The organism is Colwellia sp. BRX8-7 (genome assembly GCF_014077275.1).
In the GTDB taxonomy this organism is placed as follows: Bacteria; Pseudomonadota; Gammaproteobacteria; order Enterobacterales; family Alteromonadaceae; genus Colwellia_A.
Genome location: NZ_JACGVP010000013.1, coordinates 108,632 through 129,476 on the forward strand (window position 1 = coordinate 108,632; position 20,845 = coordinate 129,476).

The window sequence follows — 20,845 nt, forward strand, 5'->3', positions numbered from 1 at the left end:
AATTTATTATTTCTCTTCTTTTGATGGTGGCACGGGATCTAATCCACCCGCGTTTAATGGGTGGCATTTTAGTATACGTTTGGCTGCTAACCAACAACCTTTTATCACACCGAAGCGATTTATCGCTTCAACAGCATAAAAAGAGCAAGTTGGATGGAATCGGCAGTTATTACCCAGTAGTGGACTAAGCCAGCGCTGGTAAGCTTTTACAAGAGCTATGGCTAGCTGTTGTGCCGCTGAATTATCTTTCGCCATATTTTTTCTAATTGTTTTCTTATTTCGGCATTTTCTAACTGATCAGTACCAGACTTTACCATTACAACCATATCGATGTTAGGTAAGTCGTGCTGATTGAGTCGAAAGCTTTCTCTGATTTGACGTTTAATACGATTTCGCTGAACAGCTAATTTAACGCGTTTTTTAGCAATAGCTAAGCCTAAACGATTACGTTCATCAATATTTGGACTAACAAGAATGGTTATGTGGCTAGAGCCGAAACGAAGAGGTTTAGAAAATACAGATTGAAAGTGACCGGGAGTCAACAAGCGTGACTCCCGATTAAATTCATAATTAACCATGATGGTTAAAATATCTCTTAATTAAAGATTAAAGAAGAGATTATGCGCTAAGGCTTTTACGGCCTTTCGCACGACGACGTGAAATTACTGCACGACCGTTTTTTGTAGCCATACGTGCACGGAAACCGTGGTTGCGTTTACGCTTTAATACACTAGGTTGAAATGTTCTTTTCATTACGCTCATCCGTCTGTTGTTGTTGCCCTGGCAAACAGCCGTATTGAGCACACTGGTTCTAAAAAAAGAGGCCGAATTTTATAGTTTGTAGCAGGTGTTGTCAATGCTTATAGTAATCTATTTTAAAAAGATCCTAATAGATCTTTAGGTTAATTATTTATATCCACAGTTTTATAACATTTGATCAAATAATTTCCATAATAATATAAGCAATTGCCACTAATAGCTAAATAATATGTAAACGATATTTTAGCAGTAAATTAGTCTAAGAAGACCGTTTTAATTGCTTATGTGTGGTTTTTTTTATTTATTTTCTCTAAAAGGGCAACTATTTAAAAGTCAATATTGATGTTGTGGATAACTATGGTGATAATAGACACATTACAAAATACCATATTTACCGACTTTTGTTTTATTTGTCATATTAGTTAAAAGATGATTTAACAAAAGATAGCGTAATTTCAGGAGCATTTGGTTGGATCATTCACTTTGGCAGCGATGCCTTTCAGTTCTACAAGAAGAATTGCCTGCACAGCAATTTAGTATGTGGATACGTCCATTACAGTGTGTTATTGCCGATAATATCATGACTTTATATGCGCCTAATCGTTTTGTGCTTGATTGGGTTCGAGATAAGTATGTAAGTCGTATAAATGAATTGGTCACTTTGCAAGAAAGTACAAATCCTCCTTTACTCAGGTTTGATGTTGGCAGTATTCCAAACCAAAGTAGCTCTCAGAATATTATTAATACTATTCCTCAACTTGTTACCTCCAATAAAAAACGAGAAGAGCCACAAAGTAATTTACCTAAAACGACCAATGTTAGAGTTAAATATACCTTTGACAATTTCGTTGAAGGTAAGTCTAACCAATTAGCACGTGCTGCCGCTTCTCAAGTTGCTGATAATCCTGGTTCTGCTTATAACCCTTTATTTATTTATGGCGGTACAGGGTTAGGTAAAACCCATTTATTACACGCTGTTGGTAATGGTATTTTACTGAATAAACCTAATGCAAAGATCGCCTATATGCACTCTGAACGTTTTGTTCAAGATATGGTGCGTGCGTTACAAAATAATGCGATGGAAAAATTTAAGCATTACTACCGTAGTGTCGATGCATTACTGATAGATGATATTCAATTCTTTGCCGGTAAAGATCGTACCCAAGAAGAATTTTTTCACACTTTTAATGCCTTGCTTGAAGGCAATCAACAAATTATTTTAACCAGCGACCGTTATCCTAAAGAAGTCGATGTTGAAGACAGACTTAAATCTCGCTTCGGTTGGGGATTAACGATAGCAATAGAACCACCCGAACTAGAAACACGTGTCGCCATTCTTAAGCGTAAAGCACAAGAAAGTCATATTAATTTGGCTGATGAAGTTGCGTTTTTTATTGCTAAACGTTTACGTTCTAATGTTCGTGAATTAGAAGGGGCATTGAATCGCGTTATTGCTAATGCTAATTTTACTGGCCGGCCAATTACTATTGATTTTGTCCGCGAAGCATTACGAGATTTGCTTGCCTTACAAGACAAGTTAGTTACTATCGATAATATCCAACGAACTGTTGCAGAATATTATAAAATTAAAGTGGCCGATCTACTTTCAAAACGTAGAAATAGATCTGTTGCTAGACCTAGACAAATTGCAATGGCATTATCTAAAGAGTTAACTAATCATAGTTTACCTGAGATAGGAGATGCCTACGGTGGGCGAGATCATACGACTGTTCTCCATGCATGTCGAAAAGTTAAAGCGTTACGCGAAGAGTCGCATGACATTAAGGAAGATTATTCTAATTTAACTAGAACACTTTCGTCATAGCTTTCGTTATAATAATAAGTACATAAAAAGATAGGTAGATAAATGAAGTTTTCATTAAATAGGGAATTATTACTGAAACCACTTTTATTGGTTTCTGGTGCCGTAGAACGTAAAAGTACATTACCTATCCTTGGTAATATTCTTTTAGATATAAGTGGGCAGTCACTTACGTTAACAGCCACTGATTTAGAGCTTGAAATGGTATCTAGTACGCAAATAGATAACCAAGGTGAGGATGGAAAAATTACTATTCCCGCCCGCAAGCTTCTCGATATCTGTAAAAGTTTACCCGAAGATTCAATGTTATCTTTTGAATCGAATAATGAAGCAATCATTATCAGTACCGGTAGAAGTAAATATTCTTTAGCAACGCTACCTGCTGCTGACTTTCCTAATATAGAAGAGTGGAAAGGTGATGTTGAATTTCAAATATTTAAATCTGACTTGCTTCGATTAATAGAAAGTACTCATTTTTCTATGGCAAATCAAGATGTTAGGTACTACCTTAACGGTATGTCTATAGAGACAGAAGGTAACGAAATTCGCTCTGTAGCTACTGACGGTCACCGTTTAGCGATATGTAAAATTTCGTCTAATGAATTAACACTGCCGTCTAGACAAGTTATTGTGCCTCGTAAAGGTATCTTAGAAATTATTCGTTTACTTGACCCAGTCGAAGAAAACGTTCAAGTCTTTTTAGGCTCAAATCATATTCGTATTATTGATAGTGGCTTTTCATTTACCAGTAAATTAGTTGATGGTCGTTTTCCTGACTATCGTCGTGTTTTACCACGCAATGGTGATAAAGTACTCAACACCAGTAAAGAAAATTTACGACAACTATTATCCCGCGCTTCGATATTATCTAATGATAAGTTTAAAGGTGTCCGTCTTAATTTTTCTAAACACGAATTAAAAATTACCGCTAATAATCCTGAACAAGAACAGGCAGAAGAAATATTAGAAATTGATTTTCCTTACGAGGAAGTTGAAATAGGTTTCAACGTAAATTATGTTCTAGATGTTCTAAACGCAATAAAAGAGCCTGAGGTTAAATTTACTTTAGCCGATGCAAATAGTAGTGTAGTTATCGAAGGTGCTGAAAGTAACGAAGCTATTTATGTTGTTATGCCAATGCGACTTTAATGAGTATAGAAAAACTTACCGCTTATGATTTTAGAAATTTAGCAGCAGATACCATTGAATTAAACGATAATATAAATTTTATTATCGGTGATAACGGCAGTGGTAAAAGCAGTTTACTTGAAGCTATTTTTTACTTGGGTCATGGTAAGTCTTTTAGAACGTCGCAAGTTGAAAATTTAGTCACTCACAATAAAAGTAAATTCATTGTTAGTGCTAAAGACGATAAAGGATTACAGTTAGGTGTTGCCAAAGATTTTGCTACCGGCTTAACAGAAATTAAAATTGCTGGAGAAAAGCATAGACAGCTTTCTCAATTAGCAATAAATATTGCGGTACAAGTTATTACACCAGAAAGTTTTAAATTATTTTTTGGTGGACCGAAACAAAGAAGACGTTTCATTGATTTAGGATTGTTTCACGTGAAACATTCATTTTCAGATTGTTGGAAAGAATTTTCAAGAATACTAAAACAAAGAAATGCTTGTTTACGTAATAGGTCTGATGTTGATACCTTAGATTATTGGAGCCAAGTATTCTGCGAGTCATCGGTAAGGGTTGCAAAATTACGTGACGAATATATTAAGGAGCTTTCTTTAGAGCTTCAACCTTGGTTAGAGTTGATGTTGCCTAGTTTAGCTGAAGGTATATCGATATCTTATAGCCAAGGTTGGAATAGTAAAAAAACATTGAGTGATGTGTTATTACAAAATAGAGAGAGAGAAAAAAAAGCAGGCTTTAGTTTATACGGTGCACAAAAGTTTGATGTGAAATTTTTAACGGGTAATGTGGTGATCGACAATCAGTTATCACGTGGCCAACAAAAGTTGTTTTTACTGGCGTTAACTTTTGCGCAAGCTAAGTTAATAGAAAAAGTTAAGCGAGTAAAACCAATTTTATTAATTGACGATGTTGGTGCGGAACTAGATTTAAATTCTAGAACCTTATTAAACAACGCGATAAATAAATTAGACTGCCAAGTTATCATCACGGCAATTGATAAAATCGCAGTAGAACCCTTGGTTCCTACTGATAATAATTATAAGATGTTTCACGTGAAACATGGACAAATCTCAGCAATAGGTAAATAGGCTATACGCTATGACAGTAGAAAATGAATACGGCTCAGACAGTATCAAAGTTCTAAAAGGACTTGATGCTGTACGTAAAAGACCAGGAATGTACATTGGTGACACGGATGATGGCAGTGGCTTGCATCATATGGTATTTGAAGTTTTAGATAATTCTATCGATGAAGCCTTAGCAGGTCATTGTACTGAAATTGTTGTTAAAATACACATAGACGGCTCTGTATCGGTTAGAGATGATGGTCGTGGTATTCCAACTGACATTCACCCTGAAGAAGGTATTTCTGCTGCTGAAGTTATCATGACAGTACTTCATGCTGGTGGTAAATTCGGTGGTGAAGACTCTGGCTATAAAGTTTCAGGTGGTCTTCATGGTGTTGGTATTTCTGTAGTAAATGCTTTAAGTAGTAAGCTGAAACTGAATATTCGCCGAGCAGGTAAATTATTTGAGCAGATATATCACGAAGGTGTTGCTGAAGCTCCTTTAGCTGAAGTTGGTGTTAGTGATAAAACAGGTACTGAAGTACGTTTTTGGCCAAGTGAAAATACCTTCACAGATATTTTATTTCACTATGACTTATTAGTTAAACGTATCCGTGAGTTATCTTTCTTAAACTCTGGTATTTCAATTCGTTTAATTGATGAACGTGAAAAAGGCAAAGAAGACCATTTTAAATTTGATGGTGGTATTCAAGCTTTCGTCGATTACCTTAATACCAATAAAACACCCGTCAATGAAGAAATATTCTATTTTGATTTAGCGCGTGAAGACGGCATTATTGTTGAAGTTGCTATGCAATGGAATGATGGTTTCCAAGAAAGTATTCATTGTTTTACTAACAATATTCCTCAACGTGATGGTGGTACTCACTTAAGCGGTTTCCGTACTGCTTTAACACGTACACTAAATAGTTACATGGTTAAAGAAGGCCTTAATAAAACGAAGAAAGGTGGTAGCACAGAAACAAGTGCTTCGGGTGATGACGCTCGTGAAGGATTAACCGCGGTAATATCGGTTAAAGTTCCTGATCCTAAGTTCTCATCGCAGACCAAAGATAAATTGGTATCTTCAGAAGTAAAAACAGCTGTTGAACAAGCGATGGGCGAAAAACTTGGTGAATACCTTTTAGAAAAACCTTCTGTTGCTCGTACTATTATCATGAAGATTGTTGATGCAGCTAGAGCGCGAGAAGCTGCTCGTAAAGCCCGTGAAATGACGCGCCGTAAAGGTGCATTAGATATTGCTGGCTTACCGGGTAAATTAGCTGATTGTCAGGAAAAAGATCCTGCTCTTTCTGAACTATATATTGTCGAAGGAGACTCTGCTGGCGGCTCTGCCAAGCAGGGGCGAAATCGTAGAAACCAAGCAATATTACCGTTGAAAGGTAAAATTCTTAACGTTGAGAAAGCACGTTTTGATAAAATGATTTCATCACAAGAAGTTGGAACATTAATCACCGCCTTAGGTTGTGGTATTGGTCGCGATGAATATAATCCAGAAAAACTTCGTTATCACAGTATCATCATTATGACCGATGCCGATGTCGATGGTTCTCACATACGTACATTATTACTGACGTTTTTCTATCGTCAAATGCCAGAAATAATGGAACGTGGTCATATCTTTATTGCTCAACCACCACTTTATAAAGTGAAAAAAGGTAAGCAAGAGCGTTACATTAAAGATGATGACGGCTTAACAGAGTACTTAACAACGTTAGCTCTAGATAGTGCCGAGATTTATGTTAATGAATCAGCACCAGCTATTTCAGGCTTAGCTTTAGAACAGTTAGTGAAACAGTATCGTAAAACGCATGACATTATTAAGCGTGTTTCACGTCAAATACCTGCTGATATATTAGAAAAAATGATCTACAGCAGAGAAATTGTTAAAACTGATTTTCATGATAAAGCGTTAGTAGAAGCATGGGTTGGTGACTTAGTCGCACAATTAGACGAACAAGATGGTAATGGTTCTATCTATTCTGCAGATATTAAGCATGACCAAGAAAGAAATATCTACTATCCAAGTTTTAACGTTCGCCAACATGGTATTGATCATATTTATGATTGTGGTTATGAATTCATTCATTCAAAAGAATTTGAAACTATTTTTGGTTTAAATACTGCTATCAATGGTCTCATTGAAGAAGGTGGTTATGTTAAACGTGGTGAAAAAATTAAAACGGTTACTACTTTTGAAGACGCACTAACATGGTTAATGGCTGAATCTAAACGTGGTCAGTATATACAACGTTATAAAGGATTGGGTGAAATGAACCCAAGCCAGTTATGGGAAACCACCATGGATCCTGAAACTCGTCGTATGTTACAAGTTACCATTGAAGATGCTATTGCCGCGGATTTATTGTTCACTACATTAATGGGTGATCATGTTGAACCACGTAGAAACTTCATTGAAGCGAATGCGTTAAATGTAGCTAACTTAGATATATAGTTAAGCGCGTTATTTTAAAATTATAAATGCCCGGACATCAAATCTGGGCATTTTAACATTCTGCAATACGGTAATAGTTAAAGTAAATTGATTACTGAGTAAAAACTCAAAGTTTGTTAACTTGTTACTAGGTTAATAATAATGCAATCGGTATACTTAATATCATTAGCCGTTATCGGTAAAACTCACACGAATAATGAATCGGAAAATTATGAGTACGTTCAATATAAAAACATTTCAAGGATTAATCTTTCAGTTGCAAGACTACTGGTCACGACAAGGTTGTGTCATCGTACAACCGCTTGATCTTGAAGTAGGCGCTGGTACTTTTCACCCAATGACATTTTTACGTTCTATTGGTCCTGAGCCAATGAGCAGTGCTTATGTTCAACCTTGTCGCCGTCCAACTGATGGCCGTTATGGTGAAAACCCTAATCGTTTACAACATTACTATCAATTCCAAGTCATGTTAAAACCTTCGCCGAAAAATATTCAAGAATTATACTTAAATTCTTTAAAAGAACTGGGCATTGATCCTCTAGTTCATGATATCCGCTTTGTTGAAGACAACTGGGAATCACCAACGCTAGGCGCGTGGGGATTAGGATGGGAGATTTGGTTAAACGGTATGGAAGTATCACAATTTACTTACTTCCAACAAGTAGGTGGCTTAGAGTGTACGCCAGTCACAGGTGAGATAACCTATGGCTTAGAACGCTTAGCTATGTATATTCAAAATGTTGATAGTATCTATGACCTAGTATGGGCTGATGGTCCTATGGGTACTGTACTTTATGGTGATGTTTTTCATCAAAATGAGGTTGAGCAGTCAACGTATAATTTTGAACATGCAGATGTCGATGCTTTGTTTAATACTTTTGATCAATGTGAAAAAGATAGCCAGAAGTTAATTGCAGCAGGTTTAGCATTACCCGCTTACGAGCAAGTTATGAAAGCCTCACACGCCTTTAACCTATTAGACGCTCGTCACGCTATTTCAGTGACCGAACGCCAACGTTATATACTAAGAGTCAGAACATTATCAAAAGCTTGTGCACAGGCTTATTACGATAAGCGTGAAGAATTAGGTTTTCCTCTTTGTAAAAATAATAATACTGCTGGTGGGAAATCATAATGAACACAGAAACACTACTAATAGAGCTAGGTACTGAAGAATTACCACCGAAGTCATTAAAAAATCTTGCCGTTACATTTTATCAGCAAATAAAAGATCAACTAGATAGCGCAGGTTTAACTTACGAAGATATTCAATGGTTTGCTACACCACGTCGTTTAGCGGTAAAGGTCAGTCAGTTAGTTGAAAAACAGGCCGATAAAGAAATTGAAAAACGGGGTCCAGCCATTGATGTAGCATTTGATGCAGAAGGCAATCCTAGCAAAGCCGCGCAAGGTTGGGCACGTTCCAATGGTATTAGTGTTGAAGAAGCTCAGCGCTTAAAGACCGACAAAGGTGAATGGTTATTACATCGTGCGACACAAACAGGAAAAACCATAGCAGAGTTAATTCCTGCTATGGTCAATATTGCGGTAAGTAAACTACCTGTTCCTAAACCTATGCGTTGGGGCAGTACTCGTACTCAATTTATTCGCCCAGTCCATACCTTGACCATAATGTTTGGCGCAGAAATCATTGCCGGTGAAACTTTAGAAGTAAGTTCAAGTAATGTTGTCACGGGACATCGTTTTCATCATGAAGGTTTCGTTACTTTAGCGCATGCAAATGAATACGAAGACAAATTAACGTCGGCATTCGTTCAAGTTAATTACCAAGAGCGCCAAGCATTAATTTTGTCAGAAATTAATAAAGCCGCTCAGCAATTAGATGGGATTGCATTAATTGACGATGAGTTATTGGAAGAAGTTACTGGTTTAGTTGAATGGCCGGTAATATTAATTGGTAGTTTTGACAAAGCCTTTTTAGATGTTCCCGCTGAACCACTTATTTATTCAATGAAAGATCACCAAAAATACTTTCCGGTAAATGATAAAAATGGTCAGTTATTAAATAAGTTTATTTTTGTAACCAACATTGAAAGTAAAGACCCTATTCAAGTGATTAAGGGCAATGAAAAAGTCATTCGTCCACGCTTGGCAGATGCGGAGTTTTTCTTTAAAACGGATAAGAGCAAAACGTTAGCGTCACGTTTAGAAAGTTTATCATCGGTATTATTTCAGAAACAGTTAGGAACATTAAAAGAGAAATCTGAACGTATTGCTTCATTAAGCGCAGTTATTGCCAGACAAATAGGCGAGAACACGGAACAAGCAAAACGAGCAGGTTTACTCAGTAAAACTGATTTGATGTCTGATATGGTTTTAGAGTTTCCTCAAGTACAAGGTACTATGGGTAAATATTACGCTGAGAATGATGGCGAAGCACCTGAAGTTGCTCAGGCCTTAGAAGATCAATATAGACCTCGTTATGCGGGTGATGCCTTACCTGAAGGTAATATTGGTTGTGCAGTCGCTATTGCTGATAAAATTGACAGCTTAGTGGGGATTTTTGGTATTAACCAAGCTCCTAAAGGTGATAAAGACCCTTTTGCGTTACGTCGTGCGGCAATTGGTTTGATTCGAATTATCATCGAGAAAAAATTACCATTAGATATCAACACTTTAATTGAAGAGAGTGTTAGTTTATACGGTGAAAAACTTTCAAATGAAAACGTTAATGTCCAAGTTGTTGATTTTGTTTTGGGTAGATTTAGAGCCTATTACCAAGAGCAAGGTATATCAGTTGACGTTATTCAAGCAGTATTAGCCAATGCGCCAACTGAACCTTTAGACTTTGAAAAACGTATTAAAGCGGTAAGTCACTTTAAATCATTGGAACAAGCCGCAACACTAGCTGCCGCTAATAAACGTGTTGGTAATATTTTAGCTAAATTTAGCGGTGAACTTTACCCAACGTTTAAAGCTGATTTAGCCACTGAGACACAAGAAAAAGCGTTAGCTGAAGCATTTAATGAAGTGAAAGCTACGATTGCACCGATGATGTTGGCAAAAGATTACCAGGCGGCATTAACAGAGCTTGCTTGTTTAAAAGCACCGATAGACAACTTTTTTGATAATGTTATGGTGATGGCTGACGATGAAGCGATAAAAACTAATCGTTTAACGCTATTAAATGAAATTAGGAATAGTTTCTTTGCCATTGCTGATGTTGCACTTTTACAATAGGTAAGCGTTAGTCGTATCGACACTTACTTATTGGTGCTGAATATTTAAAAAGGGAAAGTGTTAAGCTTTCCCTTTTTTGATCAAATAAAGGAAAGGTTTTTTATGAGTTTGTTGGGCGATAAGTTCATGATCCATAAAACGACAAAAACTGGGTATATCTCTAGTTGTGGAAGGGTCGTCTGCCGTTATTAATAAAGTTTCTTGAGCGGAAATTTTTCGAATCGATTTCCTTACCATCATGACGGGCTCTGGGCAACGTAACCCAACAGCATCTAATAAATGGTCGGGATTTTTGAAAACATCTTCAGGGTTATTATTCATGGTGATATACAAAGGAGATAATTAATAAGGCAATGTTAGCAAAAAAAATGAAAGCAGGGTATCAAGACTAAATTTAATTTATAAAAACTAAATTATCATTACCTTGTAACGACTTTAAAAGCTAATTTATTGATGATAAGTATCAAGCATTACAGAATGCTAATTTCACTTGCTTTGTTGGGCTATGCATGAAAAATTAAGGGTAACTGCTAACTAGTCTGTTAAGGGTAGAGTTACAGATGTAAACAGAAATATTTTTAGGTAGAACGGGTCAATTAACGGCCAAGGGAAGTAAATTTTCTTATAATTAAGGTAACGCTATGTTTCGTTTAACATCGTCAGTGTTAATAATATTCTCACTTTTCCTCTCAAGTACAATTAGTGCAACAACATCAATAAGTCAAACCAGTATTCGTGATGCATTTCAAGAAGCAGAAAAGTACGTCTGGCAACCCAATTCATTGCATTATCAAACCTTGTATCAGCAGTTACACTATTACCCATTGCAGCCTTACTTAGATCAGCAACGATTAATGCATGGTATGAATATGTCATATACAGGTGAAATTAGTCAGTTCCTTGAAACATATCGCGGATCACCACTCGACTGGCCACTACGTAAAAAATGGCTGAACTATTTAGTTAAACAAGACAACGCATTATTATTTCAGGACTTCTTTAAGCCGACCTCTGATGTGGAATTAACCTGTCAGTATTATCGTTATCAATTACAATCAGGCGTGGCGGAGTCAAAAATTTTACCTGAAGTCACTAAACTATGGGTGGTAGGAAAGTCTCAGCCGAAAGTGTGTGATCCACTTTTTACTCTTTGGCAAAAAGCAGGTTATAGAACCGATGAACGTATATGGCAACGTATAGCTCTGGCTGCAGATGGAGGTAAACACACCTTAATCCCTTATTTGACTCAACTACTACCAAAAAAAGATCAGTATTTAGGCAGCTTATGGCATAAAGTGCGACGTGATCCTGCCTACATTAGCAATATGAAACGCTTTCCACAGAAATCCGTTAAAGAAGCCTCTATTGCCGCTTATGGTTTAAAACGTTTAATTTGGCGTGACTCTGAAAAAGCGTTAAAGACATATAGTAAGGCTATCGAAGTATTACCTTTTTCAGAAGCACAACAACAGCAAATTGTTTTAAAATTCGCTATTGCGTTAGCCAGTAAAAACCATAAAAGCTCAGCGACATGGCTAGCTAAAGTGGATGAGAAACTGCAGTCGACAAACATTGTGCAATGGAGAATGGCTGATCTACTTAGAGCTCAAGATTGGCCAGCGATTAAAGCTGATTTAAGGGCACTACCTGAAACATTACACCAGAAAAATCAATGGCGCTACTGGTATGGACGTAGCCTACTTGAAACTGGAGAAACAGCACTAGGGCATGAAGTATTAAGTGAACTAGCGAATAAACGTCATTACTATGGGTTCCTTGCCGCAAGTGCTATAAAGCAAAGTGTTAACCTACAAAATTATCCATTAGCGATTACTAATGCTGAAAAAGTCGACTTATTGAAAAACCCAGCAGCAAAGCGGGCTTTTGAATTCTTCCATATTGGACGTTTTCATCAAGCTCGGCTTGAATGGAATTATTGGTTATCGCAGTTAAGTGATCGAGAAAAATTGGCCGCATCAAGAATAGCTTATGAAGCACAGTGGTTTGATCGTGCCATTTTTACCTTATCTAAAGTGGGTTATTTGAATGATGTTGATTTACGTTTTCCATTAGCATTTGCTGATGAAATAACGCATTCATCCGGAATTTACAAAATAAACCCTGCCTGGGCATTTGCAATAGCGCGCAGAGAGAGCTCATTTATGGCCGATGCTAACTCACCCGCAGGCGCAAAGGGGTTAATGCAAGTTATGCCCGCAACAGCTAAACATTTACAGAAGCGTAAAGTGACTAACAAGCGTTTATTGAATGCGAAAGACAATATAAAGCTAGGTACAAAGTATTTAAAGCGTTTACTTGACCGACATGATGGTAATCAAGTGCTTGCTACAGCAGCTTATAATGCCGGTCCGTATCGTGTTCGGAGTTGGTTAAAAGGCTTGGAGCCTATGCCAGCGGATATTTGGATAGAGACGATTCCCTATAAAGAAACACGTGAGTATGTGAAAAGTGTTATGGCGTATCAAGAAATATATCAAATAAAAGTAGGGCAGGATGTATCACTCTTTGATCAGATATTTACGATGAGTATTGCTCAGTAAATTCAAACGTTAGAAGAGTATGATATGATATTGGAAAATTTTCAGAGGCGCGATCAATGATCAAATTAGCAACACTTTACCCAGCCCATATTAGCGAACTTCAGCAACGGTCGAAGTCTGTTTTAAAACGTGAGAATCTACAAGGTTTAGTGATTCATTCTGGTCAAGAAATTAAAGTATTTCTCGATGATTATGGTTACCCCTTTAAAGTGAATCCTCATTTTAAAGCTTGGTTACCATTAGTGAATATTCCCAATTGCTGGTTGATTATTAATGGTGAAGATAAACCAACACTTATCTATTACCAACCTGTTGATTTTTGGCATAAAATTACACCTTTAGCTAATGACTATTGGAATGATTTTTTTGATGTTAAAGTGCTGACCAAAGCGACTGATGTTGAGAAATTGCTACCCTATGATAAAACCGATTTTGCCTACATAGGCGAACATATCGAAGTAGCAAAAGCGCTAGGATTTAAAAATATAAACCCTGAGCCTTTACTCAATTACATACATTATCATCGCGCTTATAAAACGCAATATGAACAAGAGTGTTTACGTAAGTCGAACGCGATTGCTGTTACTGGTCATAAAGCGGCAAAAAGCGCTTTCTTGCAAGGCTCGTCAGAGTTTGATATTCAGCAAGCCTATTTAAAAGCAACCAATCATACCGGTGACGAAACACCTTATGGCAATATTGTTGCACTGAACACGAATACCTCAATTTTACATTACACCGCTTTAGACCGTGGTGTACCGCAAGCACATCGTTCATTTTTAATTGATGCAGGCGCAAGCTTTAATGGTTATGCCTCTGATATAACACGTACTTATTCATTTAAACGAGATAAGTTTGCTGAATTGATTGCCCGTATGAACAAATTGATGCTCAATGCTGTTGATGGCTTAAAACCCGGGAAAAGCTATGTCGATTTACATATTGAAACCTATCGTGATATTGGTAATGTCTTACATGAATTTGGCTTTATTAATGTTGATGTTGATACAGCAGTTGAAACGGGTATTATTTCAACCTTCTTTCCGCATGGTTTAGGTCATCATTTAGGCTTACAAACTCATGATGTTGGCGGCTTTATGGCCGATGAACGCGGTACTCATGCTAATACACCAGAACAACATCCTTTTTTACGTACTTCACGTATTATTGAAAGTAATCAAGTGTTTACCATTGAACCAGGCTTATATTTTATTGAATCATTATTGGCCGATCTTAAAGCTTCAAAAAATGGCAAAATGATAAATTGGGAAAAAATAGAGGCTATGCGTCCATTTGGTGGCATTCGTATTGAAGATAATATTATTGTTCATCAATTGCATAACGAAAATATGACCCGTGAATTAGAGTTGAAATAACCCTTAAGACTATATTTACGACTTTATATTTTATGAACAAACCTTACAAAGTAGCGGCTAACAGTATTGTTGATGAAACAATCGTTAGCCGTAGTCGTTTTATTTGTTTTATTTCCCCATGTACAAGCCATGAAGATGCAAAAGAACAATTAATTAAGTGTCGAAAATTACATCCTCAAGCAAGCCATCATTGCTATGCATTTCTCACAGGAAAACCAGATGATAGCCAAGGTTATGGCTCTTCTGATGATGGTGAACCTTCGGGTACAGCAGGACGACCGATGTTAGCTGTTTTACAAGGAGGTGATGTTGGTGAGTTATGTGCAATAGTTGTTCGTTATTTTGGCGGTACTAAGCTCGGTACGGGTGGGTTACAACGGGCTTATGGTGGCAGTGTTCGTCAAGCATTATTGTTAGTAGAAACAAGTACAAAAGTTCCTATGGTAGAAAAGCAATTAACGTGCGATTACGGACAGATAAACGATGTCTTGTATTTTGTTGAACAAGCTAAGGGTGAAATTATTCAACAAGACTTTGCCGCTCAAGTAGAATTGATTATAGCGTTACCTGAAGAACAACTAACAAAAGTTAAGCAACAATTACAAACGCTTTCTGCCGGGTTATTAACCCTTAGGTCTACTGACCCGTAATATAAGATAATATCAGATAAAAAAGGACACCCTCATGCCACATTGTATTATCGAATATTCACAAGAACTGGCTCAAGAACTAGATATTAAAGAAATTATGTCTGCCGTTTTTGCAGGAGCAGTTAAGTCTTTATTATTTTCTCCGACTGATATTAAAGTAAGAGCAACACCCTTTACATATTTTACTGTGGGAAATGAAAGTCAAACTAGCAATAATCAACAAAGGTTTATTCATGTTTGTTGCAAAATCCTGTCAGGTCGCAATTTAGAACAAAGGCAAGAGCTATCTAAACTCGTGTTAAGTCATCTAAATTCCTTTGCTATTAAATCAATTTCAATTAGCGTCGAAATAGTCGATATGGAACGTGAATCTTATAATAAACGTGTCAGCTGAATAAATTAAAGACGAAATAGGTGATTTAAAGTCGCAGTGTTTATCTTTATGCTTTATCATCAAAAAACATGTGGTCGATGACTTTACTGAATAATAAAAATTAACTCGTGCAAATAAAAAATATCATTCGAATTCTTGGCTTACTGGTTGCTCTGTTGAGTGTAACCATGTTACCGCCTGCTTTAATTGCACTATTATACCGTGATGGTGGTGGTGTCTCCTTTCTGACTGCATTTCTGTTTTGCTTATTTGCAGGTTTACTTGCTTGGTATCCGTTTAAAAATGAAAAAAGTGACTTGCGCGCACGTGAAGGCTTTTTAATTGTCGTTTTATTCTGGGTAGTACTGGCGAGTTTCTCTGCGGTGCCGCTTTTGCTCTTAGACAAGCCTAATTTATCTGTTGCAGATGCTTTTTTTGAATCATTTTCTGGCTTAACAACAACTGGGGCGACCATCTTAAAAGAGATTGATGGTTTACCGCATGCAGTACTTTGGTATCGCCAGCAATTACAGTGGCTTGGCGGTATGGGTATTATAGTTTTAGCGGTTGCCGTTTTACCTATGCTAGGTATTGGTGGTATGCAGCTTTACCGTGCTGAAACACCGGGACCGGTTAAAGATTCAAAAATGACGCCGCGCATTGCCGATACAGCAAAACATTTATGGTATATATATTTATTTTTAACTATTGCCTGTGCGATTAGCTATTGGGGAGCAGGCATGTCTATCTTTGATGCCATTTGTCATGCTTTCTCAACAATTGCTATCGGGGGTTACTCTACACATACCGACAGTATCGGCTATTTTAATAGCCCCGCGATAAATTTTGTTTGTGTGTTTTTCTTGCTGATCGCTGGGGTAAATTTTGCGCTGCATTTTGCTGTATTGCACAGTCGCTCCTTAAAAAATTACTTCTTCGATCCAGAATTTAAAGTCTTTATTGCTATCCAATTTGTCTTAACACTCATTTGTTTAATTGTGCTGTTAGCAACGGGCACTTACGAAGATGGTTTTGAAGCATTCGACCAAGCCTTATTCCAGTCAGTCTCTATTAGTACCACCGCCGGCTTTGCAACAACCAGCTTTGCCGATTGGCCAACATTACTGCCAATACTCTTAATTTTTGCTAGTTTTATTGGTGGCTGTGCGGGGAGTACAGGTGGCGGAATGAAAGTTGTACGAGTGGTACTTTTATATCTACAAGGCTTACGAGAATTAAACCGTTTAGTACACCCTAAAGCCGTTTTTACAATAAAATTAGGTCGTAAAGCTTTACCTGATCGTGTTGTTGAAGCGATATGGGGCTTTTTCTCAGCTTATGCTGCGGTATTTATTATTTGTATGTTGTTACTGCTTGCCACAGGTATGGACGACATTACGGCTTTTACAGCAGTGGCTGCTTGTCTGAATAACTTAGGTCCAGGCTTAGGTGCTGTAGCCGCAAATTTTGCTGAGATCACCGATTTCAGTAAGTGGGTATTAATTGTTGCTATGCTCTTTGGGCGATTAGAAATATTTACTTTATTAGTACTCTTTACTCCAGGTTTCTGGCGCTCTTAGATGTAGAGTATAGTGTAATAATAGAAACGAAAAACCCCAGATAAATCTGGGGTTTTTTATGTCTCGATATTCACTTTTTATCTTAATAAAATGTTAGCGCGTCAACATGGAAAAGTTTCTCTACATCATAAATATAACGTTTATTGACTAAGAAAAGAATAACATGATCTTCTGACATTATCTTGGTGTCAGAGTGAGCAATTAACACTTCATCCTGTCTAACAATGGCGCCAATGGTGGTCCCCGGCGGCAACTTTATTGCTTGAATGGTTTTACCGACTACTTTTGAAGATTTTTCATCACCTTTAGCAATAATTTCAATCGCTTCTGCAGCACCACCACGTAAGCTATATACGTTATCAATACTACCACGGCGTACATGTGTCAATAATGCCGAGATAGTAGCGTGTTGCGGTGATACGGCAATATCGATATCGCTGCCATGTACTAAATCTATATAAGCACTTCGCTGAATTAGCACCATCGCTTTACGTACACCTAAGCGTTTTGCTAACAAAGATGACATAATATTTGCTTCATCGTCGTTGGTGACCGCAATAAACACATCGAATTGATCAATATGTTCTTCGAGTAACAGTTCTTGGTCGGAAGAGTCACCAATAAAAACTAAGGTATCATTGAGCTCAGAGGCTAAGTATTCCGCACGCTTTGGTGAACGTTCAATAAGTTTAACTTGATGATTTTTTTCTAAGATTTTAGCTAAGCCGGCGCCTATATTACCACCGCCAGCGATCATAATTCTTTTATATGAAGCTTCAAGTTTTTGCAGTTCATTCATTACCGCACGAATATGGATAGTGGCAGCAATAAAAAACACTTCATCATCTGCTTCAATAACGGTAGTACCCAGCGGACGGATAGGTTTTCCGTTACGATAAATAGCCGCTACTCGTGTGTCAACATTAGGAATATGTTCGCGCAAAGTTGACAGGGCATGACCAACCAATAACCCCCCGTAATAAGCTTTTACGGCAACTAAACTGACTTTTCCTTGGGCAAACTCTAAGACTTGTAGTGCGCCAGGGTAATCAATTAAACGCGCAATATCACGAGTAACTAATTGTTCTGGAGCAATAACATGGTCTACGGGTATGTTTTTTGATTGAAAGAGTTCTTTTTGGTAGCGCAATATTTGTGATGAACGAATTCGGGCTATTTTATTTGCGGTGTTAAATAAAGTATAACAAATTTGGCAGGCGAGCATATTCGTTGCATCATCACTACTTACCGCGATAACCAACTCGGCATCCTCTGCACCCGCTTGCTTTAATACATCAGGGTGACAGCCATTACCAATAACAACTTGCAAGTCCATTTTATCTTGTAATTCATGCAAGGTTTCTGCATTGGTATCAATGAGCGTAATATCGTTACGCTCACCAACAAGATTTTCAGCTAATGTTCCGCCCACTTGCCCTGCGCCAATTATTATTATTTTCATAAGTTAACTTTCATTTTTAGTCTTTAAGCGGCAAGGTTGAAAGATCATCAGAGCCTATATTGTTTTTTCTAATTTAGCGTAATAAAAACCGTCCATTGATTGCTCATTTGGCAAAATTTGCCAGCCTATGTCGGTTTTTTCATTTGTTATTGGTACTAATTTAGCATTGTTATTCTCAGATAAGAACTCTTCTATCTGTTGAATATTTTCTTCGGGTAAAATACTACAGGTTGCATAAAGCAAAATACCGCCAGGTTTAAGTAAAGACCAAATGTTTTTTAATATTTGTTGCTGCAATATTGCCAGTTTTTCAATGTCTTCTGCTTTTCTCAACCATTTTATATCGGGGTGGCGACGAATTACACCGGTAGCCGAGCAGGGGGCGTCGAGTAAAATACGGTCGAAAAGTTGTCCATCCCACCATTCTTGTGAAGCAGCATTAGCAGTAATTACCTCGGCTGATAAGTTAAGGCGCGATAAGTTTTCTTCTACTCTTAATAAACGACTTTCTTCAATATCAATGGCCGTCATTTTTGCTAAGTCAGGGGTTAATTCTAGAATGTGGCAAGTTTTACCACCTGGGGCAGCACAACAATCAAGTACAAAGTCACCCGCTTGAGTATCGAGTAATATCGCGGCTTGTTGAGCCGCACCATCTTGAACTGAGATCCAACCATCAATAAAGCCAGGAAGCTTATTAACATCTACAGCAGCAACGAGTTTAATCGCTGATGATTTATCGTCAACGAGTGCTACAGGGATTTCTGCTTGCTCGAGTAAAGCTAAATATTCAGTCACATTATGGTGACGTTGATTGACTCTTAACCACATCGGCGGTCGCTCTAAATTAGCATTAAGAATTTCTTGCCATTGATCAGGGTAAGCGTTTTGTACCTTTTTGATAAACCAGCTTGGGTGTGAATATTTTATTGGATCAGGTAACTTCGCTGCGATTTCTGCTGCATCGTCTTTGGCTAGGTTACGTTGAACATTACGTAAGACACCATTAATTAAACCTCTTAAAAAGTCGCACTTTAAAGGTTTTGTTGCTGCTACTGTTTCGCTTACCGCCGCGTGGTCAGGAATACGCGTATGCTTTACTTGATATATGCCCACTAGAATAAGAAAGTGGCCAACCCGTTGTTTACCTTTTAATGGCTTATCCATTAGCTGGCGTAAGTCATATTCAAGTGCCGGTAAATACCGTAAAACGCCGTAACAAAGTTCTTGTAAAAGTCCTTTATCTTTCCCTTCTACTTTTGCTTGAGCTTTGGGTAACTCATCGCTAAGGCTTCTGCCTTTATCAACAACAGCAAAACAACACCTTGCCGCTAGGGCTCTAATATTAGTCGCCATTATTGTTCACTCATGTTGTTTGCAGTTAAATTATTAATATGGCTGTTTTCAGCAAACCATAGTGCTTTTCCGTTTAAAATATCACGCGCTGGCATTGGCTTTTTACCGGGTAATTGCAATGACTCTAAGCACAGTGAACCTGAAGTTGTAGCAACAGTAACGCCGTTTTTATTTGCCGAAATTATTGTGCCAGGCAGGCAACCATGAGCCTCATCAGTATAGCTGGCTTGCCAAACCCGAATACGATGTTCGATATTTTTTTCATTAGTAAAGGTAAATTGTGCAACTGGCCATGGCATATAAGCACGAACTTTACGATGAAGTTCTACAGCGGGTAATTGCCAATCTAATTCTGCTTCATCTTTATCAAGTTTGGCCGCATAGTTAGCTAAATTATTATCTTGAGGCTCGGCGCTATGCTTGTTCTCAGCCATTAAATCAAGCGTGCTTAGTAAAGCAATAGGGCCGATATCGGCTAATTTTTCATAGAGTGTGGCGCTAGTATCTTGTTGAGTAATTTCACAGGTTGCTTTAGCTATCATGTCTCCGGTATCTAAACCTTTGTCCATCTGCATAATCGTCACACCTGTTTCTTTATCACCGGCCTCTAATGAACGTTGAATAGGTGCGGCGCCACGCCATTTTGGCAATATCGAGCCATGTACATTTACACAGCCTAAACGTGGCGCTTCTAAAATAACCATTGGCAATAATAAGCCGTAAGCGACAACAACCATAATATCAGCATTATAACTGGCTAGCTTTTCTTGATCGCCAGCGTCTTTAAAATTAACTGGTTGCTCAACAACAATACCATGCGATAAAGCGAGTTCTTTGGTAGCACAAGCGGTTAGCTTTTTACCACGTCCAGCACGTTTATCGGGTGGACAGTAAACCGCGACCACTTCATGATGAGAGTTAATTAGCGCCGCCAGATGTTGTGCAGCAAAGTCTGGCGTGCCAGCAAAAATAATTTTAAGAGCTTTTGACAAAGTTTTATTCCGAATTATATT

General features: G+C 37.7%; 18 protein-coding genes. 11 read left to right on the top strand and 7 right to left on the bottom strand.

All coding sequences use genetic code 11. The annotated features are described in order from the left end of the window. Positions 1 to 6: 6 nt before the first annotated feature. Genes yidD through rpmH form a run of 3 tightly spaced genes read right to left on the bottom strand, consistent with a single transcriptional unit; the run spans position 7 to position 753 of the window. The gene (yidD, locus tag H4J57_RS13845) at positions 7 to 255 is read right to left on the bottom strand and encodes a membrane protein insertion efficiency factor YidD (RefSeq protein ID WP_070375298.1); all 249 of its coding nucleotides are present in this window, start codon (positions 253 to 255) and stop codon (positions 7 to 9) included. Beyond that, a complete protein-coding gene (rnpA, locus tag H4J57_RS13850; protein WP_070375297.1) occupies positions 222 to 578 on the bottom strand; it encodes a ribonuclease P protein component in 357 nt (118 codons plus the stop codon). Before rnpA ends, yidD begins: the two co-directional genes overlap by 34 nt. 40 nt (positions 579 to 618) lie before the next feature. After that, positions 619 to 753, bottom strand: coding sequence for a 50S ribosomal protein L34 (gene rpmH / locus H4J57_RS13855; protein WP_070375296.1), 135 nt, complete (start codon positions 751 to 753; stop codon positions 619 to 621). 475 nt (positions 754 to 1,228) lie between these two features. Between rpmH and dnaA the strand changes: the two genes are divergently transcribed. The 6 genes from dnaA to glyS all read left to right on the top strand — a co-directional run bounded on the left by dnaA (position 1,229) and on the right by glyS (position 10,474). Then, positions 1,229 to 2,584, top strand: a complete 1,356-nt coding sequence (dnaA, locus tag H4J57_RS13860; RefSeq protein ID WP_182243341.1) for a chromosomal replication initiator protein DnaA — start codon at positions 1,229 to 1,231, stop codon at positions 2,582 to 2,584. Between the two features lie 42 nt (positions 2,585 to 2,626). Beyond that, positions 2,627 to 3,730 carry a DNA polymerase III subunit beta gene (gene dnaN, locus H4J57_RS13865; RefSeq protein WP_070375294.1) on the top strand — a complete coding sequence of 368 codons (1,104 nt, stop codon included), beginning with the start codon at positions 2,627 to 2,629 and terminating at the stop codon, positions 3,728 to 3,730. Further along, positions 3,730 to 4,818: a DNA replication/repair protein RecF gene (gene recF, locus H4J57_RS13870; RefSeq protein WP_182243342.1), complete on the top strand. Its 1,089-nt coding sequence runs from the start codon at positions 3,730 to 3,732 to the stop codon at positions 4,816 to 4,818. Before dnaN ends, recF begins: the two co-directional genes overlap by 1 nt. A 10-nt stretch (positions 4,819 to 4,828) precedes the next feature. Next, a complete protein-coding gene (gene gyrB, locus H4J57_RS13875; RefSeq protein ID WP_070375292.1) occupies positions 4,829 to 7,273 on the top strand; it encodes a DNA topoisomerase (ATP-hydrolyzing) subunit B in 2,445 nt (814 codons plus the stop codon). A gap of 211 nt (positions 7,274 to 7,484) precedes the next feature. Then, positions 7,485 to 8,408: a glycine--tRNA ligase subunit alpha gene (glyQ, locus tag H4J57_RS13880; protein ID WP_070375291.1), complete on the top strand. Its 924-nt coding sequence runs from the start codon at positions 7,485 to 7,487 to the stop codon at positions 8,406 to 8,408. Next, on the top strand, positions 8,408 to 10,474 hold the full coding sequence (glyS, locus tag H4J57_RS13885; protein WP_182243343.1) for a glycine--tRNA ligase subunit beta: 2,067 nt from the start codon (positions 8,408 to 8,410) through the stop codon (positions 10,472 to 10,474). Before glyQ ends, glyS begins: the two co-directional genes overlap by 1 nt. Positions 10,475 to 10,534: 60 nt before the next feature. Here glyS and tusA read toward each other — a convergent pair whose 3' ends face one another. Beyond that, on the bottom strand, positions 10,535 to 10,795 hold the full coding sequence (gene tusA / locus H4J57_RS13890; RefSeq protein WP_182243344.1) for a sulfurtransferase TusA: 261 nt from the start codon (positions 10,793 to 10,795) through the stop codon (positions 10,535 to 10,537). Positions 10,796 to 11,115: 320 nt separating this feature from the next. On the opposite strand from tusA, the gene H4J57_RS13895 reads away from it, so the two are divergent. From H4J57_RS13895 to H4J57_RS13915, 5 genes are all read left to right on the top strand, one after another. Then, on the top strand, positions 11,116 to 13,035 hold the full coding sequence (locus tag H4J57_RS13895; protein WP_182243345.1) for a transglycosylase SLT domain-containing protein: 1,920 nt from the start codon (positions 11,116 to 11,118) through the stop codon (positions 13,033 to 13,035). A 56-nt stretch (positions 13,036 to 13,091) separates the two neighbouring features. Beyond that, entirely contained in the window at positions 13,092 to 14,411 is a 1,320-nt protein-coding gene (gene pepQ / locus H4J57_RS13900; RefSeq protein WP_070375279.1) for a Xaa-Pro dipeptidase, read from the top strand. A 32-nt stretch (positions 14,412 to 14,443) separates the two neighbouring features. Next, positions 14,444 to 15,061 (top strand): YigZ family protein, encoded by a 618-nt coding sequence (locus H4J57_RS13905; protein ID WP_182243346.1) that lies wholly within the window; start codon positions 14,444 to 14,446, stop codon positions 15,059 to 15,061. Between the two features lie 34 nt (positions 15,062 to 15,095). Continuing rightward, positions 15,096 to 15,455, top strand: coding sequence for a 5-carboxymethyl-2-hydroxymuconate Delta-isomerase (locus H4J57_RS13910; RefSeq protein WP_182222570.1), 360 nt, complete (start codon positions 15,096 to 15,098; stop codon positions 15,453 to 15,455). A gap of 107 nt (positions 15,456 to 15,562) precedes the next feature. Then, positions 15,563 to 17,014, top strand: a complete 1,452-nt coding sequence (locus H4J57_RS13915) for a TrkH family potassium uptake protein (protein ID WP_070375276.1) — start codon at positions 15,563 to 15,565, stop codon at positions 17,012 to 17,014. Between the two features lie 82 nt (positions 17,015 to 17,096). Here the strand turns inward: H4J57_RS13915 and trkA are convergent, their stop codons facing one another. From trkA to fmt, 3 genes are read right to left on the bottom strand one after another with little or no spacing between them, the layout of a single operon-like run. Further along, on the bottom strand, positions 17,097 to 18,476 hold the full coding sequence (gene trkA / locus H4J57_RS13920) for a Trk system potassium transporter TrkA (protein WP_070375275.1): 1,380 nt from the start codon (positions 18,474 to 18,476) through the stop codon (positions 17,097 to 17,099). Positions 18,477 to 18,530: 54 nt separating this feature from the next. Beyond that, a complete protein-coding gene (gene rsmB, locus H4J57_RS13925) occupies positions 18,531 to 19,832 on the bottom strand; it encodes a 16S rRNA (cytosine(967)-C(5))-methyltransferase RsmB (protein WP_182243347.1) in 1,302 nt (433 codons plus the stop codon). Next, a complete protein-coding gene (fmt, locus tag H4J57_RS13930) occupies positions 19,832 to 20,824 on the bottom strand; it encodes a methionyl-tRNA formyltransferase (RefSeq protein ID WP_182243348.1) in 993 nt (330 codons plus the stop codon). Before fmt ends, rsmB begins: the two co-directional genes overlap by 1 nt. Positions 20,825 to 20,845 lie beyond the last annotated feature (21 nt).